Below are 23699 nucleotides of genomic sequence, written 5' to 3'. Positions count from 1 at the left end.
TAGCATCACCTCGGTGTACCTGATGCACCGCGGTGATGCTATCGCCAGCAAGCCGGCTCCTACACGGCGATCCATTCACCGCGGTGTGCCTGATGCACTGCGATGATGCGATCGCCAGCAAGCAGGCTCCTACAGGTTTTGCATTGCCTTGCGTAAATCCGGATTGGTCCCCTGACCTTCTGCCGAATTGGCTGTTTGATTGCGGTCACTGGCGGACTAACGTTGTTTGCGACAACTAACCCCCCGCAGGTGATGAATCATGAAAGTTTTGCGTTTATTGGCCACCCCGCTTGCCGTCCTCGCCCTGAGCGTTTCTGCCTCGGCATTCGCCCATGATCCTTCGGAAAAAGTCACGATTCTGCAAGATGAAGTACTGAAGAACGTCCCGGGCAAAAAGGCGCTGATGATCGAAGTCGACTACAAGCCGGGCCAGTCCTCCATCGCCCACAAGCACGAAGGCACCGCAATGGCGTATGTGATTTCGGGCTCGATCACTTCCCAGGTGAAAGGCGAGCAACCGAAAACCTACAAGGCTGGCGAGTACTGGTATGAAGCCGCCGGTTCGGAGCATCTGGTCTCGAAAAATGCCAGCGCAACCAAGCCGGCCAAACTCCTGGTGTTCATGGTGTTGTCCCCCGACGAGAAAGTGCTGATCCCATTGGAAAACTGATAGCTGAACGTACAGCCATAAATAAACAGGCCCGAATCGAAAGTTCGGGCCTGTTTATTGCCCGACGCAATTAACCGGCAACTTTTAAACCAAACAATACTATTGGCCACCTGACAAGTTCATGAATTGGCTATTTCATTCAGCCGCCACAGGTTTAGTCTGAAGTCACTGCCGACACCGGCAACTTTAACTTCCGATTCAAGTTGTTTCACTGGAGAGACACCCATGAAACTTGCACTTGTCAGCACCTTGTCGTTTGCCGCTGTTTTAACCGGCTGCTCAATTCCCACTGCACCGACGGCAGTTTCTTCACTCGACGGTCTCTTCAGCGCACCCGTCGGCCGCAGCAACGCCACCCATGTCGCCAACGGCGGTCAGGTCTCGCTGGGTATCGTCTACAGCCGCAACACCCAGACCAACCGTGCCTACCTGCAGGACTATCAGGCCAATGCCGGCACCGGTTTCGGCCAGAGCCTGCTGGTGCAACCGATACATGATGCCTATGTCGCCACCTCAAAACCCGATCTGGCGGTGGATTGGGTCAAGGCCTCGTTGCAGCGCCAGTTCGGCTCGGTCACGGTGTACCCGGACATGCAAAGCCTCAGGGCGGCGAAACCGGACGTGGTTGCGATTGTCGACACCCGCAGCCAATTGATCACCTCACGCAGTTCGGACATCAAGGCCGATGTAAGTGTGGACTTTTATGATGCCAACTTCAATTACATCGGGACTGCACAAGGGCATGATGCCAAAGCATTGAGCCCGGTGTGGGCGGACTATAAACGCAGCGAAGAGATCGTGGCGGACATTAATGAACAGCAGAATGTGCAAGTTCGGGCATTGCAGAAGTTTGACCAGTCGCTCAGTAATTTATTGACCGGGCCGACAGATAAAGTGTCGATGATTGATAACACATCAGTTCTGAAGTTGTATTGAGGCGGATGGCCCCATCGCCGGCAAGCCGGCGATGGGGCCCACCCAAACACCACAAAACATTCAAACAAAAAAAAGCCCCGCATCTCTCAATGCGGGGCTTTTTCATTCAGCGACTGATCAGGCCGCCGGTTCCAGCTCGGCACTGGCGGTGACAGCAGCGGCAGGCACCACCGCTTGGCCGCTCAACGCCAGGTCCAGCAACTCACGGTTGGCTACCGCATACATCGCGTAGTCAGTACCGCTCGCTGCACGGATTTCCACCAGCATGGCGCGCCAGCGTTCGATCATGCTTTCGTTCTCTTCCATCCACAGCGCCAGGCGTGTTTCCACATCCTGAGTGCCGCCGCCCTGTTGCAGGACAGAGATGGTGATCGCACGTTGCTGCCAGTCGACGTCATCGCGGAACGCTTCACGGGCCAGGGCCTGCCAGTTGTTTTCAACCGGCAGAGCGCTGATCTGTTGCAGGTACCAGGTGACGTCCAGCGCACTGCCCACGGCGAAGTAAGCTTTCGCCACGTCCGCAGGGTTCTGGCCGGTCACGTCGGAGGCCTCGATGATCGGCAGCAGCGTGTACAGGTGCGAAGTACCAGCCACCATGCGCGCCAGCAACTCCGGCACACCGGCTTCGACGTACGCCTGATAACGGGACTGCCAGTTTTCGTGGATCTCGCCGCTCAGCAGTTCGTCGAGCTTGAGACCCAACTCCTTCAGGTGCGGACCGAAGTGTGCAACGTCACGGGCAGCGTTCTGCTCGTTGCGGCGGGCACGCAGGAACCAGCGCGTAGCGCGACGGCCCAGACGCATCAGCTCGTCCATCAGCTCCAGTTGCACGTCAGCGGAAACCTGGTAATCCAGGGCTTCGATCTGACGGAACCAGTGCGGGAGGTGGAAGATGTCACGCACGATCACGTACGCACCGGCCACGTTCGCCGGGCTCATGCCGGTCGACTCTTTGAGTCGCTGAACGAAGGTGATGCCCATGTGGTTCACCAGATCGTTGGCGATCTGGGTGCTGACGATCTCGCGCTTCAGACGGTGACGACGCATGGCCTCGGAGAACTTGCTCACCAGTGTCGGCGGGAAAGCGGTTTCCATGTCGCGGGTCAGGTAGTCGTCGTCCGGTACACGGGAGTCCAGCAACTGCGCCTTGAGGTCGATCTTGCTGTAGGAGATCAGCACCGACAGCTCGGCACGGGTCAGGCCATGGCCTTCCGCGAGGCGTTCGTTGATCGCGTCTTCCGACGGCAGGAACTCGATGGCGCGATCCAGCTTGCCACGGCCTTCCAGATCGTTCATCAGGCGCTTGTATTCGGCAATCCGCACGAAGGCACGGCGGGCCGCCAGGGACAGGGCCTGAGTCTGCTTGTAGTTGTTGCCCAGCACCAGGTTGCCGACTTCGTCGGTCATGCTCGCCAGCAACTGGTTACGTTGCTTGTCGGTCATGTCACCGGCGTGAACCACTTCGTTCAGCAGGATCTTGATGTTCACTTCGTGGTCGGAGCAATCCACGCCACCGGCGTTATCGATGAAGTCGGTGTTGGAACCGCCGCCATTGAGGCCGAATTCGACACGACCCAATTGGGTCATACCGAGGTTACCGCCCTCGCCCACGACTTTGCAGCGCAGTTCGTTGCCGTTCACGCGCAGCGCATCGTTGGCCTTGTCGCCGACATCGGCGTGGCTTTCGCTGCTGGCTTTGACGTAAGTACCGATACCGCCGTTCCACAACAGGTCTACCGGTGCCTTGAGCAAGGCATTCAGCAGTTCGGTCGGGGTCAGCTTGTCGGCCTGAATGTCGAAGCGCTCTTTCATCTGCGGGGAAATCGCGATGCTTTTCGCGCTGCGCGAGAAGATCCCGCCGCCTTCCGACATGATGCTGGTGTCGTAATCCGACCATGCCGAACGTGGCAGATCGAACAGGCGCTGACGCTCGGCGAAGCTGTTCGCCGGTTCAGGGTTCGGGTCGATGAAGATGTGCAGGTGGTTGAACGCAGCGACCAGTTGCAGCTTGTCGGACATCAACAAGCCGTTACCGAACACGTCACCAGCCATGTCGCCGACGCCAACCACGGTGATGCTGTCTTCCTGGACATTGATGCCGCGTTCGCGGAAGTGACGTTGTACGCCAACCCACGCGCCTTTGGCGGTGATGCCCATTTTCTTGTGGTCGTAACCGGCAGAACCACCGGAGGCGAACGCGTCACCCAGCCAGAAACCGTAGTCGATGGCGATGCCGTTGGCGATGTCGGAGAAGGTTGCAGTGCCCTTGTCCGCAGCGACTACCAGGTACGGGTCATCGTCGTCATGACGCACGACGTTGGCCGGCGGTACCAGTGCGCCGTCTTTCAGGTTGTCGGTGATGTCCAACAGGCCCGAAATGAAGATGCGGTAGCACGCGATGCCCTCGGCCGCGATCTCGTCACGGCTGCCGCCCAGTGGCAGGCGACGCGGCAGGAAGCCGCCCTTCGCGCCGACCGGCACGATGACCGAGTTTTTCACTTGCTGGGCTTTTACCAGGCCCAGGACTTCGGTACGGAAGTCTTCTTCACGGTCAGACCAGCGCAGACCGCCACGAGCCACGTTGCCGAAGCGCAGGTGCACGCCTTCGACGCGAGGCGAGTAGACGAAGATTTCGAACTTCGGAACCGGCTTCGGCAGCTCTGGAATCTGGTGCGGATTGAACTTGAAGCTGAAGTAGGACTTGTTCTGACCGTGTGCATCGGTCTGGTAGAAGTTGGTCCGCAGGGTCGCTTTGATCAGGTCGAGGTAGCGACGCAGGATGCGGTCTTCGTTCAACACCTGGACGTCGTCCAGTGCTGCCAGAATCGCGTGTTCCAGACGCTGCTGCTTGTCTTCCAGATCATCGGTGGCCAGCTTGCGCGCCAGGTAGAAGCGGGTCTTGAACAACCGGGTCAACTCGCGAGCGATGTCGGTGTGGTTGTTCAGGGTGCTGGCGATGTAGCCGAGGTCGAAGCCCAGGCGAATCTGCTTCATGTAGCGTGCGTAGGCACGCAGCAGCGCAACATCGCGCCATGGCAGGCCGGCGGTCAGTACCAGACGGTTGAACGCATCGTTCTCGGCATCGCCACGCACGATGTGGACGAAGGCGTCCTGCAAGGTGTCGTTGAGTTGCTGGATGTCGAGTTCCAGGCCTTCGGCGGCGGTGAACGCGAAATCGTGAATCCAGAACTCGCGGCCATTGTTGTGACGCAGGCGATACGGGAACTCACCCAGCACACGCAGGCCGAGGTTTTCCAGAATCGGCAACACGTCGGACAGGGCCAGCGGGGTATCGGCGTGATACAGCTTGCAGTGCAGCTCGCGCTGGCCGGAGACCTGACCCAGTGGCTGATAGAAGCTCATCACCAGTGGATTTTTTTCGTTCAGGCTCAGCAGGTGCTGCATGTCGACCACAGCCGAATGCGCAGCGAAACGCTCGCGGTAACCGGCCGGGAAGCCTTTCGGGAAGTCCGCCAGCACGTTGGTGCCGTGGGCTTCGCCGAAGCTTTCCACCACCAGGCTGGCGTAGTCGTCCTGCCAGCTGCGGCAGGCCTGGATCACTTCGTTTTCCAGTTGCAGCGGGTCGATGTCCAGACGGTTCTTCGGATCGACGCGCAGAATCAGTTGCACGCGGGCCAGTACGGACTCGGAGAAGAAGGTCCAGAACTCGCAGTCCGAGGCTTTCAGGCGATCCATCAGCACTTGCTGGATCTTCTGGCGCACTTCGGTGGAGTAGATGTCACGCGGCACGTAGGCCAGGCAGTAGCAGAAACGGCCGTACGGGTCTTTGCGCAGGAACACGCGAATCTTGTTGCGTTCCTGGATCTGCACGATCGACATCACGGTGCTGAACAGCTCGTCGACCGGGGTCTGGAACAGGTCATCACGCGGCAGCACTTCGACCACCTGCGCCAGTTCCTTGCCCAGGTGAGCCTTGGCCTGGAAGCCGGAACGGCGTTCGATCTCTTCGACCTTGCGGCGGATGTACGGAATGACCCGCACGCTCTCGCCATACACCGACGAGGTGTACAGGCCCATGAAACGGCATTCCTTGATGACCTTGCCGTCGGCGTCGATCTCGCGGATCGACACGTAGTCCGGGTAAGCCGGACGGTGTACACGGCTTGGGTGCGCAGCCTTGGCGAACGACAGCAGGGTCGGTTCGCGCAGGTAGTTCACGGCGTAGTCTTCGATGCGCAGGTCATCGTAGGTCAGGCCGGTGCGCAGCAGCTTGGTCAGGCCGAGGAAGGAATTCTGGTCGTAAACGATGTGGCCGCCATCGGCTTCATCCTGAACCACGAATTCTTCGTAGCCGAGGAAGGTGAAGTGGTTGCCCACCAGCCATTCCAGGAAGCTTTTGATTTCAGCTTTTTCTTCGCCGTCGACCGCAAATTTGCTGTTGTCGAGGCCGGTCAGGATTTCCTGGACCTTGGCTTTCATCGGCTCGAAATCGGCGACCGCGACGCGGACTTCACCGAGAACCTGTTCCAGCTCTTTGCTCAGGACATTCAGTTCTGCGGTGTTCGCGCAACGGTCGATTTCCAGGTACATCAGGGATTCTTGCAGGATCCCTTCGCCCTGGGTGCCTTTAGGCAGGATTTCCAGCAACTCGCCTTTGCTGCCGCGACGCACGCTCAGCACAGTGGTTTGCAGGGTATGAATGCTGTAGCCGCGACGGTTCAGCTCGGTGCGCACCGAGTCCACCAGGAAAGGCAGGTCGTGGTGCAGCACTTCGACCGCGGTGTGGGTCGACTGCCAGCCGTGGCGTTCGTAATCAGGGTTGAAGACGCGAACCTGCGGTTGCGCGTGATCGAAGCGCTCAAGCAGGCGCCACGCAGAAAGGGTGCAGCCGGCGAGGTCGGACAGCCGACGCTGGGTCAGCTCGTCAAGGGAAATGATGCCGAAGAATTGTTCAGCGAACAGCGCCACTTGTGGCAGTGCCTGTTCACTGATGTGCTGCGCCAGTGCCGCTTGCAGTTGGTGCTGGAAGTCGGCTTTGCTGGCTGCGGTGAAGAACGCCATCTGTGGTACTCCGCTTGGGCTTGTTATTGATGGAAGCGTCGCGTGCAAAACCCCTTTCGGGGCGATCCGTCACCCGGTTCCTGATTCTCGGGCAGAGGAAACAGGGTGACAGGTGGGTGAAGCTGGACGAGACACTCAGGTCACATTCACCTTCCATGAATGGGCATCTGCAAAAACGACTGGCAGATCGACAGCGCAATGTCTTTACAGGTGCTCATCCGTTGCGCAGCTTAACCAGTGCGGCAAGGCCCGTGCTTGCAGCGCTGCGACATATTCGGTCATCGGCACGCAGCCAACGCCCTGCGTATCGGACAACACTAGCAGCCGTGTAGGAAATTGGGCGTTTTATGCCCGGATTTACAGCACCTTCGTGCCAGAAATGACCAGCAGCGCCCCGAATGTTCACGACACATTCTCTGACAGTCAGCCGAGCAGAAATTCCCGAGGGCTGGCAGAATTGCCTTTTGTTGTGTTCACAACGCTCGCCGAGCCAGGAAATACCCATGAAAATGACCACCGCCCTGTTGATCGTCAACCCGTGTGACGAGGAAGAAGACAACATGGCCATGCTCGCCTGCCACAGCGATCAGGGTGAAATGTTCCTGATGAGCCGCTACCCGGACGAGGACGAGCTGGAGATCACCCTTGATGGCGAACCTTCGACGCTGGACGGCGTGAAAGTGACGCTGAGCCCTACCCGCTTGCTGATCGAAATCGCGGCGGCGGATGCGGATGCGTTGAATGGGGATGATTCGCTGGAGATTACGCACAGCACGAGTGCGAGTGATCTGGCGGAAGTGGAAGAAACCTTGCAGAACATCCTTAAGGGGACCGGGACTTACATCAGCGAGATTTGATGTTGCCTGGACGGGCCTCTTCGCGGGCAAGCCTCGCTCCTACAGGTTTAGGCCGGCCGCAATATCGCGGCTACCCTGATCCTGTAGGAGCGAGGCTTGCCCGCGAAGGCGTCCGCAAGATCGCCACATTCTCCGAAACAACATCGATAACCCACCTCCTGCGCACATTTGCACAAAATGCCGTTAGTCGCCGCCCCCCGCGATAGATTAAAGTAACGCCCCCAGCCCTGGCGTTATTCGAACGTCTTCGGTCACCCTTTCCAGGAACAGTCATCGATGGAACATCGTGAAGCGCTGCTCGCGCTGCGAACCTTTCTTTCAACGCAGATTCTCGGCCAGGAAAAACTCATCGAGCGCTTGCTCATCGCCCTGCTTGCCGACGGCCACATGCTGGTCGAGGGCGCTCCCGGCCTGGCCAAGACCAAGGCCATCAAAGAACTCGCCGAAGGCATCGAAGCCCAGTTCCATCGCATCCAGTTCACCCCTGACCTGTTGCCTGCCGACATCACCGGCACGGAAATCTATCGCCCGGAAACCGGCAGTTTCGTGTTCCAGCAAGGCCCGATCTTCCACAACCTGGTATTGGCGGACGAAATCAACCGTGCCCCGGCCAAGGTTCAGTCGGCTTTGCTTGAAGCCATGGGCGAGCGTCAGGTCAGTGTCGGGCGCAGCACCTACGAGCTGTCGCCGCTGTTCCTGGTGATGGCCACGCAAAACCCGATCGAGCAGGAAGGCACATACCCGCTGCCCGAAGCGCAGCTGGACCGCTTCCTGATGCACGTGAAAATCGGCTTCCCGGACGCCACCGTCGAACGCCGCATCCTGCAACAGGCCCGTGGCGAAGCCTTGAACGGTGAAACCAAACCGGAGCGCCGGGTCAGCCAGCAGGCCATTTTCGCCGCCCGCAAGGAAATCCTCGGTCTGTACATGGCCGACGCCGTGGAGGAATACCTGGTGCAACTGGTCATGGCCACGCGCACGCCGGCCAAGTTCGACCCGGAGATGGCCGAGTGGATCGCCTACGGCGCCAGCCCGCGCGGTTCGATTGCCCTCGACCGCTGTGCCCGCGCCCACGCCTGGCTGGCCGGTCGCGACTTCGTCAGCCCGGAAGACATTCAAGCGGTGCTGTTCGACGTGTTGCGTCACCGCATCATTCTGTCCTTTGAAGCCGAAGCCGCTGGCATCGACCAGGACCGGGTGGTCCAGCGGATTCTCGACGTCGTAGCCGTCGCTTGACCCCGATGAACGTCATTCTGCCGCCCGAGCCGGGCATCCGCGTCAGCCTCGCCGAGCTGATCGAGATGCGCCATCGCGTGCGTGAAGTGCAGCTGTTCTCCACGCCGAGCCAGCGCAGCCCGCTGATCGGCCTGCACCACTCCAAGCTGCGTGGACGTGGCGTCGACTTCGATCAGGTGCGGGTCTATCAGGCCGGCGACGACGTGCGCAGCATCGACTGGCGCGTCACCGCCCGAACCCAGGAACCGCACACCAAGCTGTTCCACGAAGAACGCGAGCGGCCGATTTTCATCATGGTCGAACAGAGCCGGCGGCTGTTTTTCGGTTCGGGGCTGATGTTCAAATCGGTGCTCGCCGCCCAGGCCGCCAGCCTGATCGGCTGGGCCGCGCTTGGCCATAACGATCGGGTCGGCGGGCTGGTGTTCGGCGATAACGAACACTACGAAATCAAGCCCCGACGCAGCAAACAAAGCCTGCTGCAATTTCTCAACCGCCTGGTGCGTGTCAATCAGTCATTGCATACCGAAAGCGAGCAGAACCGCGATGCCCTCAACCTGGCCCTGCGTCGTGCCCGGGAGGTGCTGCGCCCCGGCAGCCTGGTGATCGTGATCTGCGACGAGCGCGCGCTGACTGAGGGTTCCGAGCAGCAACTGAGCCTGCTGTCGCGCCATTGCGACCTGTTGCTGCTGCCACTGTCCGACCCACTGGACCACGCCCTGCCCGCTGCCGGCCTTTTGCGCTTTGCCGAACGCGGCGCGCAACTGGAACTCGACACGCTGAATTTCGACCTGCGCCAGACCTACCGCGCCCAGGCCGAAGCGCGCATCGCCCATTGGGAATTGCTCGCGCAAAAACTGCGGGTGTTGTTGATGCCCCTGAGCACCCAGAGCGAGATGGTCGAACAACTGCGCGAGTACCTGAACCCGCAAAAACCGGGGAAATATCGATGAGCAGCCTCGATCAACTGCAACCGCTGATTTCCCCGCCGCCGATTGGCTTCTGGCCACCGGCACCGGGCTGGTGGTTTTTGCTGTTGTTACTGCCGCTGATCGGCTTCGGCCTGTGGAAGGCCCGGCGTTTCCTGCCGAACAAGCGCCCCATCGTGCGCGCCGAACAACCGCTGGACCCGGTGCGCATCGCCGCACTGGCCGAACTGGCGCTGATGCCCAAACCTTACGACGGCGCACCGGCCGGTGCCTGGCTGCAGCAACTCAATGGCTTGCTCAAACGCCTGTGCCGCAACCATTACCCCTACAGCCAGAGCCACACCCTCAACGGGCGCAAATGGCTGGCGTTTCTCGACAACCGTTGCCCGGCCGCCGGGCTGACGCGCTGGATGGTACTGGTCGAAGGCGCCTACAAACCCGAATGCAAACTCGACGACAAGGCCATCGCCGGCCTGACCCAAGCCGTCGACACGTGGATTCGCAAACATGTTTGAGTTCGCCTGGCCGTGGATCTTCGCCCTGCTGCCGCTGCCGTGGTTGATGCGCATCGTGCTGCCGGTGGCCGACAGCGGCGAACCGGCGCTAAAAGTCAGTTTCCTCAGTGACCTCGAAGGCCTGGCCCGGCGCCGTGCCCGGGCCAACCTGCCAGCCTGGCGGCAACAAGCACCGTTCATCCTGCTGTGGCTGTTTTTGCTGATCGCTGCAGCGCGCCCGCAATGGCTCGGCGAACCGTTGCCGATTGCCGCCAGTGGCCGTGATCTGCTGGTGGCGGTGGACGTTTCCGGCTCCATGGATTTCCCTGACATGCAGTGGCAGGACGATGAGGTCAGTCGCCTTACGCTGGTGCAACATTTGCTCGGTGATTTTCTGGAGCGACGCGAAGGCGACCGTGTCGGCCTGATCCTGTTCGGCAGCAGAGCGTACCTGCAAGCCCCGCTGACGTTTGACCGGCGCACCGTGCGGGTCTGGCTCGACGAAGCGCGCATCGGCATCGCCGGTAAAAACACCGCCATCGGCGACGCCATCGGTCTCGCGCTCAAACGCCTGCGCCTGCGTCCGGCGCAAAGCCGTGTGCTGATTCTGGTCACCGATGGTGCCAACAACGGCGGCGAAATCGACCCGCTGACCGCCGCGCGGCTGGCGGCCAAGGAAGGCGTGAAAATCTACCCGATCGGCATCGGCGCCGATCCCGAGCAAAGCGGCACCGCAGGATTCCTCGGCATCAACCCGAGCCTGGACCTCGACGAGCCCGCGCTGAAGGCCATCGCCGCCGCCACGGGCGGCCAGTATTTCCGCGCTCGCGACGGCAAGGAATTGCAAACGATCAAGGAAACCCTCGATCAACTGGAACCCGTGACCCAGCAACCGACCCAGGCCCGCCCGGCGCAGGCGTTGTATCACTGGCCGTTGGCGATGGCGCTGCTGTTGAGCCTGTTGCTGGTGGCGCGCGAACGCTGGCCGGATAACCCGTTGCAGCGCCTGTTTACCAAGGATCTGTTCTTGCAAACGCAACTGCCTGACTGGCGCCAGCGACTCAAGCGCCTGCGCCTGCGGAGGCGCCGATGAGTGCGCTGTGGCCTTACTGGTTCCGTCCCTGGTGGCTGCTGCTGTTGCCGCTGCTCGGCTGGTTGCTCTGGCAACTCTGGCATCGACAGAAGCGCGCCGGGCGCTGGCAGATGATTCTGCCGCCGGCCTTTCATTCCGCGCTGCTCAGTGGCGGCAACGGTCGCGACAGCAAATTGCCGTGGGTCGCCCTCGGTGTGGCGTGGCTGCTGACGATTCTGGCGCTGTTGGGGCCGAGCTGGGAGCGCGTCGAGCAAGCCAGCCAGAAACCCGCCGACCCGCTGGTGGTGATCCTTGAGCTGACCCCGGAGATGCTCGCCACCGACGTGACGCCAAACCGACTGGAACAGGCCCGGCGCAAGCTGTTCGACCTGCTGCAAAACCGCAGCGACGCCCAGACCGCCATCGTCGTCTACGCCGGCAGCGCACACACGCTGGTGCCGCTGTCGGATGACCTGTCTACCAGTCGCAATCTGCTTGAGGCGCTCAAGCCGTCGTTGATGCCCCAGACCGGCCATCGCGCCGATCTCGCGGTGACCAAGGCCCTTGCGCTGCTGAATCAGGGCGCGCTGGGGGACGGCCGGATTCTGCTGATCGGCTCGTCCCTGACCGAACTGGAACGCGAAGGCATTCAACAGGCGCTCGACGGCAAGGCGACCCGGTTTTTGATGCTCGGCATCGGCACCGCCGAAGGCGCGCCGATCACTCAGGAGGACGGCAGTTTCCTCAAGGATGATCAGGGCGCGATTCTGGTGCCGCACCTCGACGAGCCGAACCTGAAAGCGTTCGTCAACGGCCTCGATGGGCGCTATCGCCACGCGCGCCTGGACGATGCCGACCTGCGCGCCCTCGGCTTGCTCGATGGCCCGCGCAACTTGCGCAATGACGGCCAGACCCTGCGTCTCGATAGCTGGGCCGATCAGGGTTATTGGCTGTTGTTGCCGCTGTTGCTGTTGGCGGCCTGCGCCGGGCGACGCGGCTGGCTGCTCTGCCTGCCGCTGCTGTTCCTGTTGCCGCAGCCGAGCCATGCCTTCGACTTCGACTTCGAAGACTTGTGGTTGCGCCCTGACCAGCAAGGCCTGCATCTGTTGAAAAAGAAGCGTCCGGCCGAGGCCGCGCAGCATTTCCAGGATCGGCAATGGCAAGGCGTGGCGCTCTACGAGGCCGGCGACTACAGTGGCGCCGCCCAGCGGTTCGCCGAAGGCAATGATGCCCACGCCCACTACAATCGTGGCAACGCCCTGGCCAAAGGCGGTGAGTTGGAAGCAGCGCTGGATGCTTACGATCAGGCACTGGAGCGGCAACCGGATCTGCGCCCGGCGCAGACCAACAAGGCCTTGGTGGAAAGCTTGATCAAGCAGAAAAACACGCCGGCACCCGTTGAACCGGACAAAAACGAAGGCGACGAGGCCGGGACCCCGCAGGAGCCACCCCCGGGTGCAGCCACCCAACAGTCGAACAGTGGCGAACCGAAGTCCGATGCCCAGACGACGGCACCCGACGCAGAACAGTCGGATACGACACCGGCGCGCCCCGGCACCAATGAGGTGCCCGGCAGCGAGTTGGGCGACGAACAAAGCACCACCCCGCCGTTGCGCCCTGCCAGCGATACCATCGATGGCGAACAGCGCCAGGCGCTGGAACAATGGCTGCGCAAGATCCCGGACGACCCGGGCGAATTGCTCAGGCGCAAATTCTGGTACGAACAGCAGCAACATCAGGATCAGGAAAAAACCCGATGACCCGCTTCACCGCTTTCATGCTTGCACTGTTTATCTGGACCGTTCAGGCCCAGGCTGCGCAACTGGTCGCCAGTGTCGACCGCAGTCGCCTGAACTCCGGCGAAACGGTCGAGCTGACCCTGGAGTCCAACGATGTCACCCAGTTCGGCAAGCCTGACCTGACGGCGCTGGAGCCGCTGTTTGAAGTGCGCGGCACCCGCCAGGTCAACCAGTTGACGACCCTTAACGGCGGCAACGGCGCCACCACCCGCTGGATCATCACCCTGCTGCCTCGCCAGAACGGCAGCGTGGTGATTCCGTCGCTGCAACTGGGCGATGTGCAGAGCCAGCCGATCACCTTGCAAGTGGTCGAGAGCGAAACCCAGGACAGCACGCAAAAACTGGCCCCGGTATTCATCGACGCCAGCCTCGATCAAAACAGCGTGTACGTGCAGGCCCAGGCGCTCCTGACCTTGCGCATCTACCATTCCGTGTCGCTGTATGACGACAGCAGCCTGACTCCGCTGCAGATTCCCGATGCGCGCATCGAGCAGTTGGGCGAGTCGCGCACTTACGAAAAAGACATCAACGGCCTGCGCCATGGCGTGATCGAATTGCGCTACGCGATCTACCCGCAACACAGCGGCCAGTTGACCATTCCGGCGCAGGTTTTCAGCGCCACGCTGGTGGACGCGCAGCCGGCCAAGGACGTCGAGTCCCAGGTGCCGAAATCCGGCAAATTGATGCGTGTCAGCTCGGTCGAACTGCCGCTGACCGTCAAGCCGAAACCTGCCACTTACCCGGCTGACGTGCCTTGGCTGCCGGCCCGCAGCCTGACCCTGAGCGAGAGCTGGAATCCGGAACCGGATCACACGCAAGTGGGTGACTCGCTGACTCGCAGCCTGATTTTGGAAGCCGAAGGTTTGGCCAGTTCACAACTGCCGCCATTGCCGGCCACCGACGTCAACGGCTTGCGGCGCTATCCGGATCAGCCGGTGCTGGTCAACCAGAATAGCGAGCGCGGCCTGATCGGCAGCCGCGAGGACCGTGAGGCACTGGTGCCTGTGCAGCGGGGGAACGTCGAGTTGCCGGCTGTGGATGTGGTTTGGTGGAACACCTTCGAAGATCATCTGGAACACAGCAGCCTGCCGGCGCGGACGCTGCAAGTGGCCAACAACCCGGGCTTGATGGTTGATACCCCGGCCGGCACGCCGCTGGTCATTTCCCCTGCCGACAATGAAGCGCTCTGGTGGTGGAAACTCAGCACCGTCATTCTCGCCTGCACCACCCTGCTGGGTTTCGGCCTCTGGTGGCGTGCCCGCTCGCAACCGGCGATCCTGCGCGCGGCCCAGACCGGCCCGAGCCCGCGTACCGTGCTCGACGACCTCAAGCGCGCCTGTCAGGCCAACGACTCCCACGCCACCCGCCAGGCCCTCGACGCCTGGGCCCGGCAACAACCGGAAACCCTGGCCGACATGGCGGCGCGATTCGTGCCGTTGTCGGACGCGCTGGATGGTTTGAACGGGGCGCTGTACAGCGAAACCGGCCAGCATTGGCAGGGTGAAGAACTGTGGCGCGCGATTAAGGCGATCCCGATTGCCGAGCGGGTTCAAGACCCGGTCGGCGACAGCGGCCTGCCACCGCTCTACCCGAAGTAACGCTCACTGACTGTTGAGACGAAATTCCTACGGATGACGCCCTGTCACGTCAGAACCTTCGACAGCGATCCGGCGCTTAACGGATCCTTCCTACGCTAAATATCGAAACGTCTGACTGTGCTATTCAGGCGATCCACGCAAAGTCCGGTGTCTTGAAATAGACACAAGGAAATGTGGATGTTCAGCGCCGTCAAACCCGTCATTTTCAGACTCGATATTGAAGGTTTCCCCCACGACCTTCAGGTCGTCGAGTTCCGTGCCAAGGAAGCACTTAACCGGCCTTACGAAGTCAAGCTGGAGCTGGTCAGCGAGCGCCCCGACCTGGACCTCGATGCACTGTTGCATCGTTCGGCTTTTCTGCGCTTCGGGCCAGACGACGCGGGCCTTCACGGGCAGGTTTATCAAATCGCCCAAGGCGATAGCGGCAAACGCCTGACCCGCTATCAGATGACCCTGGTGCCCCGCCTCGCCTATCTCACCCACTGCCACAACCAGCGTATTTTTCAGCACCAGAGCGTGCCGAAAATCATCGAACAGGTGCTCAAAGAGCAGGGAATACAGCCCGATACCTGGCGATTCCAACTGAGCGCCGAGTACCGGCCCCGACTTTATTGTGTTCAGTACGAAACCGACCTGCATTTTCTTCAAAGGCTGTGTGAAGAGGAAGGTTTGCACTTCCACTTCCAGCACAGCGCCGAGGGGCATGTGCTGGTGTTCGGCGACGATCAAACCGGTTTTCCGACACCAGAACGGTCAACCGCGTACAGGCAAGCCAGCGGCATGGTCGCCGAATCGCCAGTCATCGACCAATTCAAGCTGCAACTGAATACCCGCCCGACCCACGTCAGCCGTCGTGATTACGACTTCGAGAAACCGGACCTGCAACTCGACAGCGAGTCTGAAAAACCGCTGGCCCCGCACCTTGAGGACTATGCGTTTCCAGGCCAGTTCCTCCATCGAGACCGTGGTAAACATCTGGCCAACCAGGCACTGGAACGTCACCGCGCCGATTACCGGCTCGCCAGCGGACGCAGCGACCAAAGTGCCCTGCGCAGTGGCCACTTTGTCGAGATGGCCGAACACCCTCGCGCGCAATGGAACGGACTGTGGTTGTTGACGCAAGTCGAGCATGTCGGCTTACAGCCGCAGGTGCTTGAGGAGTCGATGCCTGACACCAGCCCGGAGGATGGATTTCGTCAGGGTTACCGTAACGAATTTGTCGCCACGCCGTGGGAGGTGATTTTCCGACCGTCCCTGGAACACCCCAAGCCCCGGATGACGGGCAACCAGCATGCCGTCGTTACGGGGCCGCCCGGGGAAGAGATTTATTGTGATCAGTACGGGCGGGTCAAAGTCCAGCTGCTCTGGGACCGCGACGGCCAGCGCAACGAACAATCGAGTTGCTGGTTGCGTGTCGCCACGGGCTGGGCCCATGACCGCTACGGCAGTGTGCAAATCCCGCGAGTCGGCATGGAAGTGCTGGTGGGTTTCACTGAGGGCGATCCGGACAAACCCGTCGTCGTTGCCTGCCTGCCCAACGCCGCGACACCGGTACCTCTGGATTTGCCCGCCGAGCACACCCGCAGCATTTTCCGTAGCCAAAGCAGCCCCGGCGGTGGCGGTTACAACGAACTGCGCATCGAGGACAGAAAAGGCGCCGAGGAAATTGCCCTGCGCGCCCAGCGCGATTTCGTGCAGCACGTTCTGAACGATGACCGCCTTCAGGTCGACAACCAGCGCAGCGTGCTGGTCGGTGGCATCAGCAGCCACGAACTGCGCGGCGAAGAACGCCACTTGACCCAAGGCAACCGACTGACCGAACTCAGGCAGGATGATCACCTCGTGGTCCTTGGCTCGCAGCATGTTCGCGTCGCCAATCAACGACTCAGCGCTACGCAACAACTCCACTTCAGCGCCGTGCAACAAGTCGTGATCAATGGCGGGACGCACCTGGGGCTCGTGGGTGGCGGTCAATGGCTGGTGTTGGGGCCGGAAGGTATTTTCAGCAGCGTTCCGATTCTGCAGGGCGGCTCACCGCCCATGAGCCTGCCGGCAGAGCCGCTGATGCCGGGCGCATTGCCCTTGCTGGAAGTGGCGTTTCACGTGGCGCAGCAACGCCGCGCCCTGGTTTCGACTCGTGCTTCGCGCTGCCTGATTTGCGAGGCCGCCCAAGCATGAAACTTTCGATTTCCTTGCCTGAAGACCTGCCCTGGAGCGAGCAGCAGGCGTTCCTGTTGCTGGACGGCACGACCTTCAGCGATTTGCCGCAGCGCTTGAAAACACTCAATCCCGCTGTCAGCACGGTTGCGCTGTATGACAGTGCCCCCTTCACCGCACTGCGGGATATCTCACCGCTGCTGGTGGCCATTCCAGGTACTGACGACCCGGTTTTTCAGTTCTATCTGCAACAGGCGCACGAAGAGTGGGGAGTGTTGTTGTTCAGCAGCCAGCCCGCACATGACGTCGCTCAACACTTACGCAAACTGCTGACCGTTGAGTTGCCAGAAGGCCTGCCGGTGGTTTTGCGCCTGGCCGATGCGGCTGTGGCACAGGCGCTGTTCGGCAGCGGCGATCAGCGTTTGTTCGGCCCGATTTCCTGCCTGGTGATGGCCGACAGCGTCGAGGTCCATTGGCATCGTCATCACCCCTTGTTGAATGAATGCCCTGAGCTGCCGACGCCCTATCGCCTGAGCCCTGAACTGAATGCAGCACTGGAACATGTTGATCGGCGCCGGGCATTGCTCGAACTCGACGCCCATTTGCTCACGCACTTCCCTGCTCGCCACCGCGGCGAAACCGTCGCTCAACGCTGGCCATCGCTTGAACAACTGGAGGCGCAAGCCATCACCCTCGGCCTGAGTGGCCAATCCGAGCTTTTTTACTACGCCAACGTCATGGCCTGGCTGGACGGCTCGGCGCTCGAACAACATCCGCACATCGCCCAATTGCTTCACACGTCATCGCTGCAATCGCCCGGTGAGCGCGTCGCGCTGGCCGCTGATCTGGCCTGCCGCTTTGCCACTGAAGGGGAACGACCATGACCCACCCTGCCAACCTTGCGGCGGCGGCCGCCTCGAAAACCGCCATCGGATCCCCCGGTGCCTGCCCTCTGCGCAAAACCCAAGTGCAGTTGCTGCCCCTGCGCTATGGCCTGGTGGAAAAGCCCCTCGATCCCGGCTCCGCACTGAAATTACCCTACGCCCTGACGGCCCGTCCGTTGGGTATTCGTATGCTGCGCGATGGCTGGTTGTATGTGATCGACAGCGTGACCGGTGAACTCCACGAATATCAGGTGCACAACGGATTGATCAGCGCCCTGCTGCACAAGGGCAATAAGGTCGGCAGCGATCAGCGCACGCCCATTGAGGAACGTCCGGCGCTGATCTTTTCAAGACGCAGCACCCTGTATGTGAACTTTGCCGAAGTGCAATGGACGGCGACCAAATGCGCGCAAGTGCTCGACAGCCGTGAGGAGCGCGAGCACTTCATGCAAGTCGTCGACCTGGGTCCGGTGGATTGCGACACCGGTGGTGAGCACTTGCTCACGGTCGACCAAGGCAAACAGTGGCTGGCGGAACTTGCGACCGTGCCGACCACACAGGCGCAAACCGATGCCGTGACGCTGCCGACAGTGCAGGTCAGCGATGCCCCCGAGCACGAGCGTGAACCCTATTTGTGGGAGCAGCCACGGCGCTTTCGCGAGGCGCATATCGGTGAGTTTCTGGGCCAGGTGCGCGGACCTTATCAGGACGACACGCTGTTCCTCGTGGTGAATGACGACCTCGGTGTGCTGCGCGACCTGGCCGAGTACCAGGATACTGTCGTCGGTTGGGTCAACGACTGGATCAATGCCGATAACAACGAACGCGATTACCTGTTGGCCTGTTACATCGAATCCCTGAGCCAGCTCAGTGCCGAAGACATCAGTGCCCTGGGCAAGGCCGACACCCACCCGAAGGTCAAGGCACTGTTCGACGATCTGGAACAGTTGCCGGAGCCGGATCGCGAACGCACTCGCCAGGCCTTGCTCGACTACCTGAACAAGGGTGGCAACGTTGAACCGCTGGACGTACCGGCACCGCCGGAATTGGAGTCATTGCGCAATCAAGCCGTCGATGGCGCTCGTGAGCTGAACCGGTTCGACAGCCTCACGCCGGACTTCACGGCCGAAGAGCGCGCCATTGCAGCCGCCGATCGGCGCTTTTACACGCGCGAACATTTCGCCGGCGCGCCCGACGCTTTTGTCGACCGTCACCTGCACACGCTGATTCACCTCGGCCAGGACCACCACCGACGTGTCAGTGAGGGGCTCGACGGCTCATGGCTCAGCGGTAAACGCGGGATCAATGACTTGATCGACCGCCCGGCCATGGACGCGGCGCTGGATCGGCATCGCGACGACCTCAGCCGCTGGAACCGCATGCTCGATCGTCTCACCGCCGACCGCACGGGGCTGGTGGCGGCGGGTCACTTCCATCGTTCGGCCTGGTACTACGACGCTCAGGATCAACAGCAACTGCATCAGGCCTTCACCGCCGAATACGCCTGCCTCAAGGACATCTGCCGCAGCGACCACGCCAGCGCCATCCTGCTCGGATATCTGGAGAAACACCCGGAACTGACCCGACCGCTGTTCCATACCTTGCCGCTGCGCCTGCAATCGGAAAAGGCCGCGCAATACACCAACGTGTTCAATGCCGTGTTGGGGTGGTTCAACAACCTGCCGCTCTGGCTGGCCGAGCTGAACAAGATCGAACGACCGCACCTGCCGGCGCTCGACGACTTACCGGAACACACCCGCACTGTCGCTGACGCAGCCCGGCACAGCCTCAGCCCCGCGCTGAACCAGGGCTTGAGCCAGGTGCTGGAGGGGTTCGATCTGACGGGCGAGAAAATCCCCGACCTCGACGAGCTGTTCCGCAAACTGCCCAAGGCGCTATCGGGACGGATCCTCGACGCCGCAAGAACCACCGGCGTGACCTTCACCGTCGCCAGCCCGGCGGAACACGCGGCGCTGCAAACCCAGCTCAAGGAACTGCTCAGGGAACGCGACTATCTGCAAGTACTGACCCGCGAACGCAACGAGATCACCCACAACAAGAATCGCCAGGGGCACAAGACGCCACGGGCAGTGGAGCTGCAGGACGAGATCCTGCGCGTGCGTCGGCAGTTGACGTTGCTGGAAGGACGATTGGCCAGCGCGTTGAGCCCGATTGCGGAACTGCCGGATCAGTCGGTGCGGTTGCATGGCGCGACACAGGCTCGGGCGGGAGTGACGGTGGTGTTTCCACCGGCGCAGCAGATGGAGGTGCGGAGTTTGCTGAAGGATATTCGCCTGGGGGTTCAAGGCGTGCCAAATGGAGAGTTGATTCGAAGTGAGGGGATGGGGTTGTTGGTGTTTTTGGTGCAGGGGGTGAATTTGGTTTCGGTGTATAGGGAGATGATGAATCAAACGAAAAATCCCAAGAAACGGAGCAATTTCTTTGCCGCGCTGACCGCAACGGGAGCGGCTGGTTTTACGGCGGCGCAAAGTCTGGCTGATACCGCTCTGAAAGCGCGAAGCGCAGATCTCGTCGCAGGACTTCAGATTCATGCTTTGCAGAATGTGCGTGTAAGGATAGGGAAAATGCATATTGGGTTGGGCTTTTTTACTTACAGCCTTGGTCTCTTTTCTTCACTTTCCAGTTTCAATTCACAACAGCAAAAATGGCAGCAAGCGACACGTAGCGGAGATCGCTTGGCCCAGACCAGTGCCGAGCTTGCCACAGTGGGCGCAGGCGGCATGACGGGCATTAATGCTTATGGTTTAAGCCACACGACCCACGCTACCTTCAAAGTACTTACAGCACGGGGGGCAGAAGCCCGAACGACTGCCTGGGCCGCCGCGGGCACTCGACTGTCCACGGTGTTCTTCCGCGTCAACCTGGCCGGCGCCCTGTTCACCGTATTGGAACTGGTCGGCACCTGGCTGTACAACCGCTACAACCTCAGCGCCCACGACAAATGGCTGCAAACCACACCCTGGAGTCTGGATGCCGACAAGCGTGGCGACCATACCCTGGACGAATATCAACGCTATCTGGGCTATTTGCTTAACGCGCCGTATGCGCAACTGGGCCCGAACGAGCATGACTCGTGGCTGAAAAACCTGCTGCTGAAAGCCAAACCCAGAGACATTCACCTGGTCCTGCCAAGGCACAAGCTCAGTGACTTTCAGCCACCCTTGAGTGGTCAACCGGCTCATCGCCTGGGGATCGGTGCCCAGCGCATTTCCGTTCCCCTGCACAGCCGAGATGTGCCGCAAGAACGCAAGTCGATCATCAGCACTGAAGTGGTGAACAGTCTGCGCATCGCGCAAGCAGCCCCGGATCGGCTGGTGCTGTGCCTGCACTGTCCATTGGACCCTGGCGCCGAATTTACCCCGGCGTCCGAAACACTGGAGCTGGTCGTCTGTATACAGACCTTGAACGCCAAGGGGGAGTGGGAATCGCAGATTGACGTTATTCACCTCAACCCGCGCGGTCAGGGCCATTTCCCTTCGTTACCCCGTCAATCCGTCACCGGGCATCCCCCGCTGTTGCTGGTTGAACCGCACCTGCTGGAGCTGGCTGACCATGCCCACCAAGAGTGATGCCCCCATGCCTGACCCGGTTCCCCAGCAATCCCGCAACGCCGGTGACGTCGAGCCGTTTCCGAGTGGGCGAATTACCTATCTCGCGCCCCTGCCATTGCCGACACCGCTGCCGCCGTTGGGGCCTCACATCGGGGAACTCAATGAGGTGTACATGGATTTCGGGCTGGGCTCACCGCAGATATTTTCATGGCAAGTCATACTAGGAGGACCATTCAGTGTCATCTTTATGGTTGTATTTCTATTTCCACTATTCACTGGTTTTCTGGGAGTGATTTTTGGTTACGGCTGGGCGGACATCTGGGACTCAATGGTCGGTATGTTTGATGAAGGCCGCAAAAACGCCCTCGTAGGCGGCCCCTTCATACTGTTCATCGGCCTCGCCGTCTGGCTCTACAACCACAAAAAACGCCTCAGCATCATCCCCACCCGCTTCAATCGCCAACGCCGCGAAGTCTGCTTCATGCCCGAAGGCGCCACCGAACCGCTCTTTGTCCCCTGGGAATCCCTTTCCGCCTGGGTCATCGAAGCCCAGGGCGCCACCCAATACGGCATCCATCGCCAATACGGCATGGGCATCGGTTTCCAGCACGGCGAGACCCTGACCAGCGTCGAATTCCCTTGCTTCGGCCTCTCCTTGGCCATCAGCCACTGGGAAGCGATCCGCGGCTACATGGAACACGAAATCCATGACCTCAAATCCATTCAGGACCTTCAAGATCTCCAAGGCCCAAACGACCCGCCCCGCGAAGGCCTGCACACTTTCCACAACGCTCGCGCACGCCTTCATCAACAAATCCGCGACGGCCAGCGCACCCGGCTCTCGGTTTTTTTCTGGTACCTGTACCACGTCATGACCTTTTGGACGATTCCCAACCACCTGGTCGAATGGGAAGTGCGCCGTATTCAGAAAATCGGCCCGCAGGCCATGCCCGACGTCATGCGCCAATGGTCCGAGCCGCTGCCGAAAGAGCAATGGGCGAAACCCAGCGAAGAACTCGTGCGGATGAGCGCCGAGGTTCGCGCCTTGCACAAACGCCAGCCACACCGACCGATCACAGAGATCTTTGCCGAGGTGCAGCGCGCAAATCCAACGGACAAACGTCGCGCATGAGCGGTGACAGCCATGGACAGGGCCGCTTCCCTTCGTCGCCCCGTCAATCCGTCACCGGGCATCCACCGCTGTTGCTGGTTGAAACCCACCTACTGGAGCTGGCTGACCATGCCCACCAAGATTGATGTATCTCCAACTCCCTCGCACCTTGAGCCCTCCCGCAACGCCGGTGACGTCGAACTGTTTCCCAGCGGCAGGATCACTTATCTCGCACCATTGCCCCTGCCGACAGCACTGCCGCCGCATGGACCTCATATCGGGGAGTTCAATGAGGTGTTCATGGACTTCGGATTGGGATCGCCAGAGGTGTTTTCATGGCAGGTCATACTAGGCTTACCCTTCAGCGGGACCTTTATGGTTGTATTCCTATTCCCATTATTCACTGGATTTCTAGGCGTAATTTTTGGTTACGGCTGGGAAGATATCTGGGACTCGGTAACCGGTTTATTCGATGAAGGCTATGGCTACGCGCTAGTAACAGGCCTCTGCTCTCTTCTCATCGGCCTGGCCGTCTGGCATCACAACCACAAAAAACGCCTCAGCATCATCCCCACCCGATTCAACCGCCAGCGCCGCGAAGTCTGCTTCATGCCCGAAAACGCCACCAAACCCGTCTTCGTCCCCTGGGAATCCCTCTCCGCCTGGATCATAGAAGCCCAAGGCGCCACCCAATACGGCATCCACCGCCAATACGGCATGGGCATCGGTTTCCAGCACGGCGAGACCCTGACCAGCGTCGAATTCCCCTGCTTCGGCCTCTCCTTGGCCATCAGCCACTGGGAAGCGATTCGCGGCTACATGGAGTACGAGGTCAACGACCTCAAATCCATTCAGGACCCGCTAGACCTGCAAGGCCCCGACGACCCGCCCCGCGAAGGCCTGCACACCTTCCACAACGCCCGCGCGCGCCTGCACCAGCAAATCCGCGACGGCCAGCGCAACCGGCTCTCAGGGTTTTTCTGGTACCTGTACCACGTCATGACCTTTTGGACGATTCCCAACCACCTGGTCGAATGGGAAGTGCGCCGTATTCAGAAAATCGGCCCGCAGGCCATGCCCGACGTCATGCGCCAATGGTCCGAGCCGCTGCCGAAGGAACAATGGGCGAAACCCAGCGAAGAACTCGTGCGGATGAGCGCCCAGGTTCGCGCCTTGCACAAACGCCAGCCACGCCGACCGATCACCGAGATTTTTGCCGAGGTGCAGCGCGCAAATCCGACCGGCAAACGTAGCGCATAAGGTGTTTTCCATAACGAGCAACAAACTGGCCCCTGGTAAAGGAAGGGTTTTCCCTTTGCCACATTGTCCGCGGGCCACAACAGGGTCCGCGCGTGGCCACATCCG

15 protein-coding genes are annotated in these 23699 nt (G+C 60.7%); 14 read left to right on the top strand and 1 reads right to left on the bottom strand.

Annotated features, from left to right (window positions below; translation table 11 throughout):
• Positions 1-259: 259 nt before the first annotated feature.
• A complete protein-coding gene (locus KGA82_RS19595) occupies positions 260-670 on the top strand; it encodes a cupin domain-containing protein (protein ID WP_008030133.1) in 411 nt (136 codons plus the stop codon).
• 225 nt (positions 671-895) lie between these two features.
• Positions 896-1606 carry an ATPase gene (locus KGA82_RS19590; RefSeq protein ID WP_223451965.1) on the top strand — a complete coding sequence of 237 codons (711 nt, stop codon included), beginning with the start codon at positions 896-898 and terminating at the stop codon, positions 1604-1606.
• Positions 1607-1723: 117 nt separating this feature from the next.
• On the opposite strand, the gene KGA82_RS19585 is transcribed toward KGA82_RS19590, so the two are convergent.
• On the bottom strand, positions 1724-6628 hold the full coding sequence (locus KGA82_RS19585) for an NAD-glutamate dehydrogenase (protein ID WP_223451963.1): 4905 nt from the start codon (positions 6626-6628) through the stop codon (positions 1724-1726).
• 503 nt (positions 6629-7131) lie between these two features.
• On the opposite strand from KGA82_RS19585, the gene KGA82_RS19580 reads away from it, so the two are divergent.
• The 12 genes from KGA82_RS19580 to KGA82_RS19525 all read left to right on the top strand — a co-directional run bounded on the left by KGA82_RS19580 (position 7132) and on the right by KGA82_RS19525 (position 23594).
• A complete protein-coding gene (locus KGA82_RS19580) occupies positions 7132-7485 on the top strand; it encodes a hypothetical protein (protein ID WP_223451961.1) in 354 nt (117 codons plus the stop codon).
• 276 nt (positions 7486-7761) lie between these two features.
• Positions 7762-8721 (top strand): AAA family ATPase, encoded by a 960-nt coding sequence (locus tag KGA82_RS19575; protein ID WP_008030123.1) that lies wholly within the window; start codon positions 7762-7764, stop codon positions 8719-8721.
• Positions 8722-8726: 5 nt separating this feature from the next.
• Positions 8727-9671, top strand: coding sequence for a DUF58 domain-containing protein (locus KGA82_RS19570; RefSeq protein ID WP_008042897.1), 945 nt, complete (start codon positions 8727-8729; stop codon positions 9669-9671).
• Positions 9668-10162 (top strand): DUF4381 domain-containing protein, encoded by a 495-nt coding sequence (locus tag KGA82_RS19565; RefSeq protein WP_008030120.1) that lies wholly within the window; start codon positions 9668-9670, stop codon positions 10160-10162. The genes KGA82_RS19570 and KGA82_RS19565 overlap by 4 nt, the downstream gene beginning before the upstream one ends.
• Complete coding sequence (locus KGA82_RS19560) at positions 10155-11234, top strand: vWA domain-containing protein (protein WP_008042895.1); 1080 nt, start codon at positions 10155-10157, stop codon at positions 11232-11234. Before KGA82_RS19565 ends, KGA82_RS19560 begins: the two co-directional genes overlap by 8 nt.
• The gene (locus KGA82_RS19555; protein WP_223451959.1) at positions 11231-12973 is read left to right on the top strand and encodes a VWA domain-containing protein; all 1743 of its coding nucleotides are present in this window, start codon (positions 11231-11233) and stop codon (positions 12971-12973) included. Before KGA82_RS19560 ends, KGA82_RS19555 begins: the two co-directional genes overlap by 4 nt.
• Entirely contained in the window at positions 12970-14610 is a 1641-nt protein-coding gene (locus tag KGA82_RS19550; RefSeq protein ID WP_223451958.1) for a BatD family protein, read from the top strand. The genes KGA82_RS19555 and KGA82_RS19550 overlap by 4 nt, the downstream gene beginning before the upstream one ends.
• Positions 14611-14787: 177 nt before the next feature.
• Positions 14788-16788 carry a type VI secretion system tip protein VgrG gene (locus KGA82_RS19545; protein WP_223451956.1) on the top strand — a complete coding sequence of 667 codons (2001 nt, stop codon included), beginning with the start codon at positions 14788-14790 and terminating at the stop codon, positions 16786-16788.
• A complete protein-coding gene (locus tag KGA82_RS19540) occupies positions 16785-17651 on the top strand; it encodes a DUF4123 domain-containing protein (protein WP_223451954.1) in 867 nt (288 codons plus the stop codon). Before KGA82_RS19545 ends, KGA82_RS19540 begins: the two co-directional genes overlap by 4 nt.
• A complete protein-coding gene (locus tag KGA82_RS19535) occupies positions 17648-21241 on the top strand; it encodes a toxin VasX (RefSeq protein ID WP_223451953.1) in 3594 nt (1197 codons plus the stop codon). Before KGA82_RS19540 ends, KGA82_RS19535 begins: the two co-directional genes overlap by 4 nt.
• Positions 21225-22355 (top strand): hypothetical protein, encoded by a 1131-nt coding sequence (locus KGA82_RS19530; RefSeq protein WP_223451951.1) that lies wholly within the window; start codon positions 21225-21227, stop codon positions 22353-22355. Before KGA82_RS19535 ends, KGA82_RS19530 begins: the two co-directional genes overlap by 17 nt.
• 108 nt (positions 22356-22463) lie before the next feature.
• Complete coding sequence (locus KGA82_RS19525) at positions 22464-23594, top strand: hypothetical protein (RefSeq protein WP_223451950.1); 1131 nt, start codon at positions 22464-22466, stop codon at positions 23592-23594.
• Positions 23595-23699: the final 105 nt, after the last annotated feature.

It is taken from the genome of Pseudomonas sp. BF-RE-22, from assembly GCF_019956155.1.
Classification (GTDB): domain Bacteria; phylum Pseudomonadota; class Gammaproteobacteria; order Pseudomonadales; family Pseudomonadaceae; genus Aquipseudomonas; species Aquipseudomonas migulae.
The sequence above is the reverse complement of the archived record's forward strand: the minus strand, read 5'-3'. Positions and strand labels throughout refer to the sequence as shown.